Origin of the sequence: Streptomyces sp. NPDC086077 (assembly GCF_040686175.1) — a bacterium.
In the GTDB taxonomy this organism is placed as follows: domain Bacteria; phylum Actinomycetota; class Actinomycetes; order Streptomycetales; family Streptomycetaceae; genus Streptomyces.
Window position 1 is genome coordinate 52,240 of the sequence record NZ_JBFBJT010000005.1, and the last position, 13,889, is coordinate 66,128.

The window sequence follows — 13,889 nt, forward strand, 5'->3', positions numbered from 1 at the left end:
TCATCCCTCCCGCGCGGCCGCGCACACCGCGCGCCCGATCCGTGCCAGGTCCGCGTCGCCCGTGACGTACGGCGGCATGGTGTAGACGAGGTCGCGGAACGGCCGCAGCCACACGCCTTCGCGCACGGCGGCCCGCGTCGCCGCCGTCATGTCCACCTCGTGGTCCAGCTGGACGACGCCGATGGCGCCCAGGACCCGCACCTCCCTTACGCCCGGAAGGTCCGCGGCCGGTGCCAGCCCCGCCCGCAGTCCCGCCTCGATCCGCTTGACCTCGGTGCGCCAGTCCTGCCCGAGGAGCAGCTCGATCGAGGCACAGGCCACGGCAGCCGTCAGCGGATTGCCCATGAACGTCGGCCCGTGCGCCAGCACCGGCACCTCTCCCCGCGAGATGCCGTCGGCGACCCCCGACGTGCACAGTGTTGCCGCCATGGTCAGGTAACCGCCGGTCAGCGCCTTGCCCACGCACATCACATCCGGCGTCACGTCCGCGTGTTCCGCCGCGAACAGCGCGCCCGTCCGGCCGAAGCCGGTCGCGATCTCGTCGAACACCAGCAGCACGTCGTGCGCGTCGCACGCCTCGCGCAGCACCCGCAGATACGCGGGGGAGTGGAACCGCATCCCGCCCGCGCCTTGCACCACCGGTTCGACGACGACGGCGGCCAGTTCACCGGCGTGCCGCTCGATCGCCGTGCGCAGCTGCTCCGCGTACGACTCCTCGTACGTGGCCGGAGGCGCGTCGGCGAAGACCTGACGTGGCAGCACCCCGGTCCACAGCTCGTGCATGCCCCCGTCGGGGTCGCACACCGACATGGGCTGCCAGGTGTCGCCGTGGTAGCCGCCCCGCCAGGTGAACAGGCGGCGCTTCTCCGGCCGGCCGAGCGAACGCCAGTACTGCAGGCACATCTTGACCGCGACCTCGACCGACACCGACCCGGAGTCGGCGAGGAACACGTGCTCCAGACCGTCAGGAGACATGTCGACAAGGAGCTTCGCCAGCCGTACGGCGGGCTCGTGCGTGAGCCCGCCGAACATCACGTGGCTCATCCGCGACAACTGCTCGCGCGCGGCCTCGTTCAGCACCGGGTGGTTGTAGCCGTGGATCGCCGACCACCAGGACGACATCCCGTCGATCAGCTCGCCCGAGCCGTCCGCGAGCCGCAGCCGGATTCCGCTCGCCGACTCCACGACGAGCGGTTCCTGCCGGCCGGGCATGGGGCCGTACGGATGCCAGACGTGCCGCCGGTCGAGGTCCAGCAGCTCCGGAAGGGGCAGGTCAGGCATTGGGCGCGAGGTCCGTTCCGGCACCCCGGCGACGTACGGCGACCAGGTCCGTACGCGCCTCGGTGGCCTGAGGGACAGGCGCGGAACCGCAGACCCCCGCGCCCTCGTGGGACCCGCAGCCCCCGCCCTCGCGGGACCCGCACCCGGCGTCCGCGTGCGACTCGCGGCCGGCGCCTTCCGCACTGCTGGGCGAGCCGCAGCCGCCGCCCGCCGCTCCCTCGTGCGAGCCGCAGCCCCTGCCCACCCGGTGCTCCGGCAGCGTCACCTGATCGGCGCCCTCCACCTCGAACCCGGCGTCGGCGATCATCTCCAGGTCAGCCTTGCCCGCCTGGCCCTCGCTGGTGAGGTAGTCGCCCAGGAAGACGGAGTTGGCCAGGTGCAGGGCGAGAGGCTGCATCGTGCGCAGATGGACCTCGCGGCCACCCGCGATGCGCACCTCGACGTCCGGGCACACGAACCGCACCATCGCGAGGATCCGCAGACAGCGCTGCGGGGTGAGGTGCCACTCCTTGGCGAGCGGCGTGCCCTCGAACGGGATCAGGAAGTTGACCGGCACCGAGTCCGGGTCCAGCTCGCGCAGCGAGAAGACGACGTCGACCAGGTCCTCGTCCGACTCGCCCATGCCCGCGATCAGACCGGAGCAGGCCGACAAGCCGGCCGCGTGCGCCTTCTGCACGGTCTCGACACGGTCGGCGTAGGTGTGCGTGGTCGTGATGTCCGCGTACGTGCCCTCGGACGTGTTGAGGTTGTGGTTGTAGGCGTCGGCGCCGGCCTCGCGCAGCCGCTCCGCCTGGCCGTCGGAGAGCAGACCGAGGCAGGCGCACACCTCGACGCCCTCGTTCTGCTCCTTGATCGTCCTGATCGTCTCGGAGACCCGGTCGACGTCCCGGTCGGTCGGCCCGCGCCCGCTGGCCACGAGACAGACCCGCTTGGCACCGCCCGCGAGTCCCGCGGCGGCGGCCTCGGAGGCCTCGCCGGGCTTCAGCCAGGTGTACTTGAGGATCCCGGCCTTGGAGCCGAGCCGTTGGGAGCAGTACGAGCAGTCCTCCGGGCACAGGCCCGACTTGAGGTTGACCAGGTAGTTGAGCTTCACCCTTCGGCCGAACCAGTGGCGGCGCACCTTGCCGGCCGCGGCCACCACATCGAGCAGGTCGTCGTCGGAAGTGGCGAGGACGGCCAGTGCTTCCTCGCGGGTCGGCGTCTCGCGCCGAAGCCCCTTGTCCACCAGCGTGTTCAGCAGGTCCATGAAAGTGATCCTGTCCTAACGCACCGCTTCCGGCCAAGAGGAGACTTCGCACAACCCCGCGTGTTCGACGTGTGGGTATTGCCACACCCTGAGCCCCGGTGGGTCCCGCTAGTGTCTGTTCACTGCCTACAAAAACACCGGAGGACGGACCCCATGGCGTTCGGCTGGATCGACGAGCAGGCGGAGTTGCGCCGGGGCGCCGGACTCGTACGGACCCTGCGTCCCCGCCCCGCCGACTCTCCGCTGCTGGACCTGGCGAGCAACGACTACCTGGGTCTGGCCCGCCATCCCGAGGTCGTCGAGGGCGCCGCGCGGGCGGCGCGGACGTGGGGCGGCGGGGCGACCGGCTCCCGCCTGGTCACCGGCACCACCGCACTGCACACGGAACTCGAACGCGAGCTGGCCGGCTTCTGCGGCTTCGAGGCGGCGCTCGTCTTCTCCTCCGGTTACGCCGCCAACCTCGCCGCGGTCACCGCGCTGGCGCCGCACGGCTCGCTGATCGTCTCCGACGCGGGCAACCACGCCTCGCTCATCGACGGCTGCCGACTGGCCCGGGGCGCCACGCAGGTCGTCGCGCACGCCGACCCGGAGGCGGTGCGCAAGGCGCTGCACACGCATGACGGACCGGCGGTCGCCGTGTCCGACACGGTCTTCTCGGTGGACGGGGACCAGGCCCCCCTCACCGCTCTGGCGCAGGTGTGCCGGGACAGTGGCGCGGGGCTGGTCGTGGACGACGCGCACGGCCTCGGGGTGCTCGGCGACGGCGGCCGGGGGGCGCCCTACGCGGCGGGGCTGGCGGGCGCGGACGACGTGGTCGTCACGGTCACGCTGTCGAAGTCGCTGGGCAGCCAGGGGGGCGCGGTGCTCGGCCCGGCCCGGGTGATCGACCATCTGGTGAACGCGGCCCGGACGTTCATCTTCGACACCGGTCTGGCTCCCGCCGCCGCGGGTGCGGCGCTGGCGGCGCTGCGGCTGCTACGCGGTGAGCCGGAACGGGCGGCGCGGGCTCGCGCGGTGGCGGGCGAACTGCACACCCGGCTGACGGCCCTGGGCCTGGCGGCGGTACGGCCGGACGCCGCGGTCGTCTCCGTGCGCGCGCCGTCCCCGGAGAGCGCCGTGCGCTGGGCGGCCGACTGCCGGGCCGAGGGGCTCGCCGTGGGCTGCTTCCGACCTCCCTCCGTGCCCGACGGCATCTCCCGGCTCCGGCTGACGGCCCGCGCGGACCTCTCCGGGGACCAGATCGAACGCGCTGTACGAGTCATCGGCGACACGCGACCATGAGTCGGCGGACCACGGCCGTGCCTCGCGCTGTTCGGAACTGATCAGAAGTGATCCGGCCCGATCAGGGTGGGCGAATGCGAAAGCCGGCAGGACCTGTCAGAGATGAGCCGTGAACCCCGCCCAGCTCTCGGGGGAGAAGAGCAGCGCGGGTCCGACCGGGTCCTTGGAGTCGCGTACGGCGAGCAGACCGGCCCACGGGCCCAGGGCCGGCCGGGCTGTCTCGACGCAGTTGTTGGCGCCGGTGCTGTAGCTGCTGCGCAGCCAGTGCACACCGAGCAGTTGCGTGCTGGAAGGTACGTTCCGAGGCAGTGCGGTCATGGTGCCTCCTTACGCGCCGTCACCTATCCCGGCGATGTAGTCCAACGATTCCTCGGGCGAAAGGGCGTGGAACTGAAGGGCGTTGAAGGCCTCGGTGTAGGCCTCTACGTCTTCTTTCCTTTCGAGGTAGAGGCTACTCGTCAAGTGGTCTAGAACCACAACATCCAGATCAGAAGTGCTCGAAAATGAGAAGATAACGAAAGGGCCGGTGATGCCGATGTGCGCCCCCGCGGCGAAGGGCAGCACCTGGAGCCGCACCTGGGGCAGGCGGGCGGCCTCCATCAGCCGCTCCAGCTGGCGCGCCATCACCTCCGGGCCACCGACCTCCCGGCGCAGCACCGCCTCGTCGAGCACCGCGCTCAGCACCAGCGGGGGGTGCGAACGCAGCACGTCCTGCCTGGCCAGACGTACCTCCACCAGGGCGTCCAGGCGGCTCTCGTCCAGGCCCTCGACCGCGGCGCGGGTCACGGCGCGGGCGTACTCGGCGGTCTGGAGCAGACCCGGGACGACGGAGGTCTCCAGTGTGCGCATGGCGCCGGCCTGCGACTCCAGACTGATGAAGTCCCGATAGGTGGGCGGCAACACCCCCTTGTAGGCGTGCCACCAGTGGTCACGGCCGTGGCCGTCGCCGGAGCCCGCCAACGCCAGTAGAAGATCCCCGAGTTGGGCGTCGTCAACCCCGTAGGCATCCAGGAGTAACCGCACATCGGCCGGTTTCACGCCGCTGGCGCCGGTCTCGATCCGGCTCACTTTCGACTGGTGCCATCCCACCAGCCGGGCCGCCTCACCGCTTGTGAGGCCCGCGCGGCCTCGCAGCGTGCGCAATTCGGCGCCCAGTTTCCGGCGGCGCACCGCGGGACCGTGCTGCATGGGCTACTCCTTACTCCTTCCGAGTCGCCCAAATACGCTCTGCCGTCGCAGAGTTCACCGCTTCGAGCGACAGATATATGCATATCTTGGTGGATCGCCACCGCTACCGGGCTTTGAGTGGCAGTCTGGCGAAGAAGCACCAGTCGGGACCGTACTCGAACCATCCGCTCCGTGCCGGACTGCGGTCCCGTGGGAAAGGGACGACGTCGCCATGGCAGACCATCTGGAAGCATCCGTCACTCTGCCGAGCGATCCCGCCTCGGTCTCCACCGCCCGTACCTACGTGGTCAGCACCCTGGCGGATTGGGGCCTGCCACCGGAGACCGAGGTGGCCGACACGATCAGGCTCATCATCTCCGAACTCGCCACCAACGCCGTCCAGCACACCCTCGGTCAGTCACCCACCTTCACGGTCGCGATGCAGCTCGACCGCGACGAGCAACTCCGCATCGGGGTGACCGACAGTCACCCGCGCTTTCCCAAGCGGCTCCCGGCCGCCGTTCAGCAGGACAACGGCCGCGGCATGGTCATCATCCGCTGGCTCACCGCCGAGTGCGGCGGCCGCCTCAGAGTCCGCCCGACCCGCGAGGGCGGCAAGACGGTCTCCATCGAGCTGCCCTGGACGGTACCGGTGCGCCCGGCCCGTCTGGCGGGCCGACAGGAGCCGTAGCCCACCGGGGGCGAGCCGCCGTGCCGGAGCGGGCGGGGCGGTGACCCGGTGTCGCCGGGTCCGTCGTGGGGTGGCGCCAGGTCGGGCGGGGCTGCTGGGCCCGGGCGAAGGCGCCGCGGAGAAGGGCGCGGAAGACGTCCGCCGTCGGGGTCGTCCCGACGGTGCGGTGGGCGACCGAGATCATGCGGCGCGGGCTCGCCCCCCGACAGCGGGCGCATCCCCAGCGGCGTGACCGCCGTGTGCGCCACCATCTCCGGTACGACCGCCACCCCGAGCCCCGCGCCCACGAGCGCGCCCACTACGGCGTACCCGGGTGTGGCGACCAGTACGGAGGGTGCCGCCCCGGCGCGTGCCAGCGCCGCCTCCACCTCCTGCCGGGCCGGGTGGTCCGGCGCCATCCTGATCAGCGGCTGCCCGGCCGGCGCCGCCGGCGGCAGCCGCGAGCCTCCGCCGCCGAGGACGTGGTCGCCATGCCGGGCGCGGACCTCGCCGTCGTCGTACGCAACGCGTTGATCTCCCGCCGGGCCGGCGTGGCGTGCGCGCCGGGGATCGCGGGCGGGCTGCTGCGGCACACCGCGCCGGCCGTGGCCGGCGTCGCGGCCGTCCTCGCCGTGCCCGCGCTGTTGCGGGCCCTCCAGCTGGCCGGCCGCGCCCCCGTGCTCCTTCTCGGGCTCCGGGCACCGTGGGCCGTACGGCGGCCCCGTAGCGCCGCTGGCGGGGAGCCGACCCCGGCCGCCGTGCACCCGCTGCGCCAGGGGTTCGTCACCAACGCCCTGAACCCCAAGGCGCCGAAGGCCTTCCTCGGCCTGCTGCCGCAGTTTCTCCCGGCAGGCGCCCCGGCACTGCCGCGCACTCTGCTGCCGGCGCTGATCATCGTGGCCCTGGCCTGGTGTGGTTCCCGGCGGTGGCCCTGCTGCTGGACCGTCTCGACCACTGGCTGTGTCACGGGCGGGGTGGCGGCGTCCCCTCCGGGCGCCGCCACCGCCACCCGGGGGTCACTTCACCCGGCCGTACCAGACGCTCTTGGTCCAGATCTTCTGGAGCCTCACCACGTCCCCGGTCTTCGGGGCGTGCCAGATCTTCCCCTTCCCGGCGTAGATCCCCACGTGGTACACGTTCGACCCCGAGTGGAAGAACACGAGGTCACCGGCCTTGCGGCTCTTGGCGCCGACGTGGCGGGTCTTGTTGTACTGCTGGGCGGCCGTGCGGGGCAGCTTCTTGCCCGCCTTCTTGAACGAGTACAACGTCAGCCCGGAGCAGTCGAACCTGCGCGGCCCGGTGGCGCCCCACCTGTACGGGGAGCCCTTCTTCGAGGCGGCGATCTGGAGTGCCTTCGTCGCCGGCGTGGCGGCCGCCGCCTCCGAGGCGAAGCCCGGAGCAACGACGGAGCCGCCCACCGCGGCGAGGGTGAGGGCCGAGGCCGTACCAGCGCGGGCCATCAGCGACGGGACACGATTGAGCGCGGTCATGCGCAACCCTTCGTCAGCCGCCTGTGAAGGATGACCTGTCGGATTCGGGCTGGCGAAGTCGCCCGGCCGCGTTGCCACGGCTTCACCCCAAGGGACGCTCGGAGATTGCGCTCCGGCGACCCGTCGTGCTCGGGTCCTCCACTCCTGCCGATCCACTCCTGTCGACCGGTCATCCGGGCGGCGGCAGGACTCGGCGTCCGCCCGGACCGCCCCGCCGCGGCGGCGGGGGCTTGTCGTCAGTCAGGGATCTTGACTCACGGAAGTCCGAAAATCCCAACGCAACCGGGGATTTGTGGCGTTACTCACCACTCACCCGTTCGGGTGGACAGCCTCCTGTGCGAACGGGTGTCAAGGGCGCCACGCGACCCCGGACCAGCGATGGAAGGACTCATTCCGCCCCGAAGCAGCCCTCGTTGCGCAACCGCAAGGGCCCCGAGACAGGAGGTGAAGGTCATCCGGACGGCGGTAGTCCTTTTGGTCCGTTTCAACTCCCGCCCGCACGTTCCGTCATGACTCCCGGCGGTCCGGGGCGACGGCGGGTGGATCAGCCCTTGCCGCAACTGTCGGAGCGCGGTGCAACGGGGACACGCGCCGCGCGGCGTTCACCGTCCAGCACGCGCAGCGCCCGCGCGAGGATGCGTGCGGGGAGTTCGCTCTCGCCCCGCCGGTGCATCGGCGCGAGTGCGTCGCGCGGTTCGACGGCCCTGCGCACCAGCGCCTGAGCGGCGCGCAGTCCACGATACGTGTCGCCGTCGCACGCCGGGTCGAGATGCTCGAAGAGGCCCCGCACGTCCTTGCGGTGCGGGACGACCCGGTGGATCAGGCGGCATCTCGCCGAGCCGGGTGCGCAGCCCCGCCGACTTGACGCCCCGGATGCCCAGAACACCGGACTGACCCTCGACGGGCTCGCACAGCACCCGCTGACCGGCCATCACCCGCGGGCCGGGCAGCGTGAAGAGGCCGTGCGCCCCGTCCGCCACAGCGGGGCGCACGGCCGGCTCGGGTCAGCCCGCCGGTGCGGGCTCCCGCTCGGCCACGGACCGCTTCGCCACCCCGGTGCGGGACTTCAGAGCGCTGCCCAGCAGCACCGCGCCGAGCCCGATCGCGGCCCACCAGATCAGGGTCAGCGCCGGGCCGAGCGCCGCCGCGCCGTCGAAGTACGACACCGAGCGCAGCAGCGTCGTCCCCGCGCCCGGCGGCAGCCACTGGCCGATCGCCCCGGCCGGCTCGGGCAGCATCTGCGGCGCCGACCCCGCCCCGGAGAACGGGTTGCCGACCAGCATCAGCGTGCCCGCGGAGATGCCGATCCCGGCATGGCCCAGGAGCGCGGCGAGCCCGGCGACCGCGCTGCTCACCGGCAGCGTCGACAGCCCGAGGGCGGCGGCCTCGGCCCACCAGTCGCCGGTGAGGACCCCCAGGGTGCCGTCTACCGCGACTTCAGCGGCATGGAGGAACTGATCGCCGCGATCGTCGGCGAGGTGCTCGGGTCGGTCCACCAGGCCTTCGCGGAGGCCGCCCGGCAGAGCCCGCCCGCGCCGCCGGACGAGCTCGTCGCGGCGGTCCTCGGCCGGACGCTCGCCGCCCGGGAGAACCTGACGGTCGACGGGCGGCCCGCCTTTCCGCGACTCGTCATCCAGGTGTGGGCGGAGACGCTGCGCAACGAGGAACTGGCGGCCGTGCTGCGCGAGGGCTACGGCTCGGTGCGCGGGGCCTGGGCGCGGATCGTGGAGAGCTACCAGAGCGTCGGGATGATGGATGCGGACGTCACCCCGGACGACGTGGCCCGCACGATGATCGCCTCGGTGATGGGCTTCCTCGCACAGCAGTCCCTTTTCGGACCCGTGCCCGTCGAGGTCCTCCGTGACGGACTGCGGGCGCTGACGAGCATGCGGGGCGAGGGGGCCGCGACCCGTGGGTCACAGCTTGGTTAACGTGCGCGAAACGCGTGCCGACTAGCCTGCCCCTCCACGCCATCGGGGACCTTGCCGGTGGCCGCGGCAGCCGGGCCCCGCACGGTCCGGGGCGAGGAGGTGAGGTGGGACGTGCAACTTACCCCGCACGAGCAGGAGCGGCTGCTGATCCATGTGGCGGCCGACGTGGCGGAGAAGCGCCGCGCCCGCGGGCTGAGGCTGAATCACCCCGAGGCTGTCGCCCTCATCACCTCGCACATCCTCGAAGGCGCACGTGACGGCCGCACGGTCGCCGAACTCATGGCCTCCGGACGCGAACTGCTCAACCGTGACGACGTCATGGAGGGCATCCCCGAGATGATCCACGACGTGCAGGTCGAGGCGACCTTCCCGGACGGCACCAAACTCGTCACCGTCCACGACCCGATCGTGTGAGGCGGCCTCGATGATCCCAGGAGAGATCCACTTCGCCGACGGCCCCATTGCGTACAACCAGGGTCGCGAGGTCACCCGGCTCACCGTGCTCAACGCCGCCGACCGACCCGTCCAGGTCGGCTCCCACTACCACTTCGCCGAGGCCAACCCCGGCCTGGAGTTCGACCGCGCCGCGGCGCGCGGCAAGCGGCTCAACGTCGCCGCCGGTACCGCCGTGCGCTTCGAGCCCGGCATCCCGGTCGACGTCGAACTCGTCCCGCTCGCCGGTGCCCGCGTGGTGCCCGGACTGCGCGGGGAGACGGGAGGTGCCCTCGATGCCTGAGATCTCGCGTGCCGCCTACGCCGACCTGTTCGGCCCGACGACCGGTGACCGCATCCGGCTCGCCGACACCGATCTGCTGATCGAGATCGAGGAGGACCGCAGCGGCGGGCCCGGACTCGCCGGTGACGAGGCGGTGTTCGGCGGTGGCAAGGTCATCCGCGAGTCCATGGGGCAGTCGCGTGTGACGCGCGCGGAGGGCGCGCCGGACACCGTCATCACGGGCGCCGTGATCGTCGACCACTGGGGGGTCGTCAAGGCCGACGTCGGTGTCCGCGACGGCCGGATCGCCGGGATCGGCAAGGCGGGCAACCCGGACACGATGGACGGGGTGCATCCGGCACTGGTCATCGGACCGGAGACCGAGGTCGTCGCGGGCAACGGGCGGATCCTGACGGCGGGCGCCATCGACGCGCACGTCCATCTGATCTGCCCGCAGATCGCCGACGAGGCGCTCGCCTCCGGCATCACCACCCTCGTCGGCGGCGGCACCGGGCCCGCGGAGGGCTCCAAGGCGACCACCGTGACGCCGGGCCCCTGGCACCTGGCCCGGATGCTGGAGTCGATGGAGCAATATCCCCTCAACTTCGGTCTGCTCGGCAAGGGCAACACCGTCTCGCACGACGCGATGCTGTCGCAGATCCGGGGCGGCGCGCTCGGCCTGAAGATCCACGAGGACTGGGGCGCGACGCCGGCCGCGATCGACGCCTCCCTCACGGTGGCCGACCGCACAGGCATCCAGGTCGCCATCCACACCGACACCCTCAACGAGGCCGGCTTCGTCGCCGACACCCTCGCCGCGATCGGCGGACGCGGAATCCACGCCTACCACACCGAGGGCGCGGGCGGCGGGCACGCGCCGGACATCATGTCCGTGGTCTCCGAGTCGTACGTGCTCCCGAGCTCCACCAACCCGACCCGGCCCTACACCGTCAACACCGCCGAGGAACACCTCGACATGCTGATGGTGTGCCACCACCTGAACCCGGCGGTGCCCGAGGACCTGGCCTTCGCCGAGTCGCGCATCCGGCCCTCGACGATCGGCGCCGAGGACATACTGCACGACCTGGGTGCCATCTCGATCATCTCGTCCGACTCCCAGGCCATGGGCCGGGTGGGCGAAGTGATCATGCGGACCTGGCAGACGGCCCACGTGATGAAGCGGCGCAGGGGCGCGCTGCCCGGGGACGGCGGCGCGGACAACCACCGAGTACGTCGCTATGTCGCCAAATACACGATCAACCCGGCGCTCGCGCAGGGCCTCTCACGGGAGATCGGTTCTGTCGAGACCGGCAAGCTCGCCGACCTCGTGCTCTGGGACCCCGCGTTCTTCGGGGTCAAGCCGCACCTCGTGATCAAGGGCGGAATGATCGCCTACGCGCAGATGGGTGACGCCAACGCGTCGATCCCGACGCCGCAGCCGATCCTGCCCCGGCCGATGTTCGGGGCGATCGGGCGGGCTCCGGCCGCGAACTCGTTCAATTTCGTGGCGCCCCTCGCCGTCGAGGACGGGCTGCCGGAGCGGCTCGCGCTCGGCAAGCGGTTCGTGGCCATCGACTCGACGCGGGCGGTCACCAAGGCCGACATGCGGGAGAACGACGCGCGGCCCGAGGTCCGTATCGACCCCGACAGCTTCGCCGTGCACATCGACGGCGAACTCGTCGAGGCGACTGCGGCGGCCGAACTGCCCATGGCCCAGCGTTACTTCCTCTTCTGATGTCCCGCGCGGCACTTCTCGTCCTGGCCGACGGCCGCTTCCCCGCCGGAGGGCACGCGCACTCCGGCGGGGCCGAGGCAGCGGTGAAGGCGGGGCGGGTCACGGGCGCGGCGAGCCTGGAGGAGTTCTGCCGGGGCCGGTTGCACACGACGGGACTGGTGTCGGCGGCCCTCGCGGCGACGGCGGCGCTCGGTGTCGATCCGGAGGAGCTGGACGCGGCGGCGGACGCGCGGACGCCGTCTCCGGCGCTGCGGCTCGCGGCGCGCCGGCTGGGGCGGCAGTTGCTGCGGGCCGCGCGGGTCACCTGGCCGTCCGGTGAGCTGGACGCCGTCGCGCGGGCGTTTCCCAAGGGGGCGCATCACCCGGTGGTGCTGGGCCTCGTGGCGCGGGCGGCGGGGCTCGGGGCGATCGACGCGGCCTACTGCGCTGCGTACGAGTGTGTGAGTGGGCCGGCCGGTGCGACGGTGCGGCTGCTGAGTCTGGATCCGTTCGAGGCGACCGGGGCGCTGGCCCGGCTGGCACCGGAGGTGGACCGGGTGGCGGGGCGGGCGGCGGAGATGGCGCGGGGGGTCGTCGAGGAGGGGACCGACGTGTTGCCCGCGGGATCGGCGCCTTTGCTGGAGATCGGGGCGGAGGCGCATGCGGGGTGGGGGGTGCGGTTGTTCGCCTCGTGAGGGTCTCTCGCCCCCGCCGCCCCTGCGCTGCCCATCCCCCAGGGGCTCCGCCCCTTCCACCCCGCCAGGGGGCTGCCGCCCCCCTCGGGCCCCCGCTTCTGTCTGAAGGGCCGACGCCAGTCACCGAAGGAGCCGTTGCCATGCATCTCGACCACCCCCACCACAGCCCCGCCGCCGTCAGCGCCGATGCCCGCCGGCCCGACGGGCGGCGGCGGGCCCTGCGGATCGGGCTCGGAGGGCCCGTCGGGTCCGGGAAGACCGCGACCGTCGCCGCGCTCTGCCGGACGCTGCGGGACGACCTGTCCCTGGCCGTCGTCACTAACGACATCTACACCCGTGAGGACGCCGAGTTCCTGCTGCGGGAGGCCGTGCTGCCGCCGGAGCGGATCACCGCCGTGGAGACGGGGGCCTGTCCGCACACCGCGATCCGGGACGACATCTCCGCCAACCTCGAAGCGGTCGAGGACCTGGAGGACGAGGTCGGGCCGCTGGACCTGATCCTGGTGGAGTCCGGCGGGGACAATCTCACCGCCACCTTCTCCAAGGGCCTTGTCGACGCACAGGTCTTCGTCATCGACGTGGCCGGCGGCGACGACATCCCGCGCAAGGGCGGCCCCGGCGTCACCACCGCCGACCTGCTCGTCGTCAACAAGACCGACCTCGCCCCGTACGTCGGCTCCGACCTGGCCAGGATGGCCGCCGACGCCAAGGCCCAGCGCGCCGAACTGCCCGTCGTGTTCCAGTCGCTGCGCGACGGCAGCGGCGTGCGGGACGTGGCCGAGTGGGTGCGCGGGCGGCTCGCCGCGTGGACGGCATGAGCGCGACGGCCACCGGAGTACGCGCCACCGCCCGGATCGTCGCCCGCGCCGACGGACGCGGCGGTACGGCACTGCCGGTACTTGCGGGAGAGGGGCCGCTGGCGCCGCGCCGGACGCGCGGGAGTGCGGGCGAGGCCCGGGTGACGCTGGTCGGCGCGATGAGCGGCCCCCTCGGTGGCGACCACTTCACGGTCGAGGCCGGCGTGGAGGAGGGGGCCCGGCTGCACGTCGGGTCGGCCGCCGCCACCCTCGCGCTGCCGGGGCAGGCCAAGGGCGGCGCCCGCTACGACGTCCGGCTGACCGTGGCCGACGGCGGCGAGCTGTGCTGGCTGCCGGAGCAGTTGATCTCCGCGCGCGGCAGCGACCTGCACGTGCGTACCCGGGCCGACCTCGGCCCGGGTGCCCGTCTCGTCCTGCGTGAGGAGCAGGTGCTCGGACGGACGGGTGAGGAACCCGGACGGCTCACCAGCCGTCTGTCCGTGCGGATCGCCGGGTGGACCGTCCTCGACCAGGAGCTGTCCTGCGGTCCGGGCGCCCCGGGCGGCTGGGACGGGCCCGCCGGGCTGGGCAGCCATCGTGCCGTCGGTCAACTGCTCGTAGTACGACCGGAGTTCGAGGAGCGTCCGGTGGCGCCCCGGGTCGTGGGGGAGGGCGCCGCGGTGCTGCCGCTCGCCGGGCCGGCCGCGCTGGTGACCGCTGTCGCGCCGGACGCGCGGCGCCTGCGGCGGACGCTGGAGATGGTGTTGGCCTCGTTCGGATAACAATCCGGTCAGCGAACTTGCCTATCCGGTTATCGGATTGGCAAAGAAGGGGGACGGCCCCTTTCTCAGCGACCTCACAGCGGACAGGATCACCCGTACCCATCGAAACGGTGTACGGGA

General features: G+C 72.4%; 15 protein-coding genes, 3 pseudogenes and 1 riboswitch. Of the genes and pseudogenes, 10 read left to right on the top strand and 8 right to left on the bottom strand.

The genetic code is table 11. The annotated features are described in order from the left end of the window. Both AB0O67_RS02630 and bioB read right to left on the bottom strand, forming a co-directional pair. Positions 1-1,281 carry an adenosylmethionine--8-amino-7-oxononanoate transaminase gene (locus AB0O67_RS02630; protein WP_365444902.1) on the bottom strand — a complete coding sequence of 427 codons (1,281 nt, stop codon included), beginning with the start codon at positions 1,279-1,281 and terminating at the stop codon, positions 1-3. Further along, positions 1,274-2,527: a biotin synthase BioB gene (bioB, locus tag AB0O67_RS02635; protein WP_365444905.1), complete on the bottom strand. Its 1,254-nt coding sequence runs from the start codon at positions 2,525-2,527 to the stop codon at positions 1,274-1,276. The genes AB0O67_RS02630 and bioB overlap by 8 nt, the downstream gene beginning before the upstream one ends. A gap of 153 nt (positions 2,528-2,680) precedes the next feature. On the opposite strand from bioB, the gene AB0O67_RS02640 reads away from it, so the two are divergent. Beyond that, positions 2,681-3,808, top strand: a complete 1,128-nt coding sequence (locus AB0O67_RS02640; RefSeq protein WP_365444908.1) for an 8-amino-7-oxononanoate synthase — start codon at positions 2,681-2,683, stop codon at positions 3,806-3,808. A 96-nt stretch (positions 3,809-3,904) separates the two neighbouring features. Here AB0O67_RS02640 and AB0O67_RS02645 read toward each other — a convergent pair whose 3' ends face one another. Beyond that, entirely contained in the window at positions 3,905-4,126 is a 222-nt protein-coding gene (locus AB0O67_RS02645; RefSeq protein WP_365444911.1) for a DUF397 domain-containing protein, read from the bottom strand. A 9-nt stretch (positions 4,127-4,135) separates the two neighbouring features. After that, positions 4,136-4,996, bottom strand: a complete 861-nt coding sequence (locus tag AB0O67_RS02650; RefSeq protein WP_365444914.1) for a helix-turn-helix transcriptional regulator — start codon at positions 4,994-4,996, stop codon at positions 4,136-4,138. A 211-nt stretch (positions 4,997-5,207) separates the two neighbouring features. Here AB0O67_RS02650 and AB0O67_RS02655 point away from each other — a divergent pair, with 211 nt between their 5' ends. Further along, a complete protein-coding gene (locus tag AB0O67_RS02655) occupies positions 5,208-5,666 on the top strand; it encodes an ATP-binding protein (RefSeq protein ID WP_365444917.1) in 459 nt (152 codons plus the stop codon). A 245-nt stretch (positions 5,667-5,911) separates the two neighbouring features. Here AB0O67_RS02655 and AB0O67_RS02660 read toward each other — a convergent pair. Beyond that, positions 5,912-6,238, bottom strand: a pseudogene (locus AB0O67_RS02660) (LysR substrate-binding domain-containing protein); the annotation flags it as partial. Here AB0O67_RS02660 and AB0O67_RS02665 point away from each other — a divergent pair. Further along, positions 6,137-6,606: pseudogene (locus AB0O67_RS02665) on the top strand (LysE family transporter); the annotation flags it as partial. The pseudogenes AB0O67_RS02660 and AB0O67_RS02665 sit on opposite strands and share 102 nt — an antisense overlap. 55 nt (positions 6,607-6,661) lie before the next feature. Here AB0O67_RS02665 and AB0O67_RS02670 read toward each other — a convergent pair. The 3 genes and pseudogenes from AB0O67_RS02670 to AB0O67_RS02680 form a co-directional block, all read right to left on the bottom strand. Continuing rightward, a complete protein-coding gene (locus tag AB0O67_RS02670; protein ID WP_365444920.1) occupies positions 6,662-7,135 on the bottom strand; it encodes a C40 family peptidase in 474 nt (157 codons plus the stop codon). Between the two features lie 3 nt (positions 7,136-7,138). Beyond that, positions 7,139-7,341: riboswitch (cyclic di-AMP (ydaO/yuaA leader) on the bottom strand. A 338-nt stretch (positions 7,342-7,679) separates the two neighbouring features. Continuing rightward, positions 7,680-7,958 (bottom strand): hypothetical protein, encoded by a 279-nt coding sequence (locus AB0O67_RS02675; RefSeq protein WP_365445072.1) that lies wholly within the window; start codon positions 7,956-7,958, stop codon positions 7,680-7,682. 181 nt (positions 7,959-8,139) lie between these two features. Then, a pseudogene (locus AB0O67_RS02680) lies at positions 8,140-8,553 on the bottom strand (ABC transporter permease); the annotation flags it as partial. 27 nt (positions 8,554-8,580) lie between these two features. On the opposite strand from AB0O67_RS02680, the gene AB0O67_RS02685 reads away from it, so the two are divergent. The 7 genes from AB0O67_RS02685 to AB0O67_RS02715 all read left to right on the top strand — a co-directional run bounded on the left by AB0O67_RS02685 (position 8,581) and on the right by AB0O67_RS02715 (position 13,769). Beyond that, entirely contained in the window at positions 8,581-9,066 is a 486-nt protein-coding gene (locus AB0O67_RS02685) for a TetR family transcriptional regulator C-terminal domain-containing protein (RefSeq protein WP_365444923.1), read from the top strand. A 111-nt stretch (positions 9,067-9,177) separates the two neighbouring features. Further along, positions 9,178-9,480 (top strand): urease subunit gamma, encoded by a 303-nt coding sequence (locus tag AB0O67_RS02690; protein ID WP_365444926.1) that lies wholly within the window; start codon positions 9,178-9,180, stop codon positions 9,478-9,480. 10 nt (positions 9,481-9,490) lie between these two features. Continuing rightward, positions 9,491-9,802, top strand: coding sequence for an urease subunit beta (locus AB0O67_RS02695; RefSeq protein WP_365444929.1), 312 nt, complete (start codon positions 9,491-9,493; stop codon positions 9,800-9,802). Continuing rightward, positions 9,795-11,516: an urease subunit alpha gene (locus tag AB0O67_RS02700; RefSeq protein WP_365444932.1), complete on the top strand. Its 1,722-nt coding sequence runs from the start codon at positions 9,795-9,797 to the stop codon at positions 11,514-11,516. Before AB0O67_RS02695 ends, AB0O67_RS02700 begins: the two co-directional genes overlap by 8 nt. Further along, entirely contained in the window at positions 11,516-12,190 is a 675-nt protein-coding gene (locus tag AB0O67_RS02705; protein WP_365444935.1) for an urease accessory UreF family protein, read from the top strand. Before AB0O67_RS02700 ends, AB0O67_RS02705 begins: the two co-directional genes overlap by 1 nt. 140 nt (positions 12,191-12,330) lie before the next feature. Then, positions 12,331-13,008, top strand: a complete 678-nt coding sequence (gene ureG / locus AB0O67_RS02710; protein WP_365444938.1) for an urease accessory protein UreG — start codon at positions 12,331-12,333, stop codon at positions 13,006-13,008. Then, on the top strand, positions 13,005-13,769 hold the full coding sequence (locus AB0O67_RS02715; RefSeq protein WP_365444941.1) for an urease accessory protein UreD: 765 nt from the start codon (positions 13,005-13,007) through the stop codon (positions 13,767-13,769). Before ureG ends, AB0O67_RS02715 begins: the two co-directional genes overlap by 4 nt. The last annotated feature ends 120 nt before the right edge of the window (positions 13,770-13,889 follow it).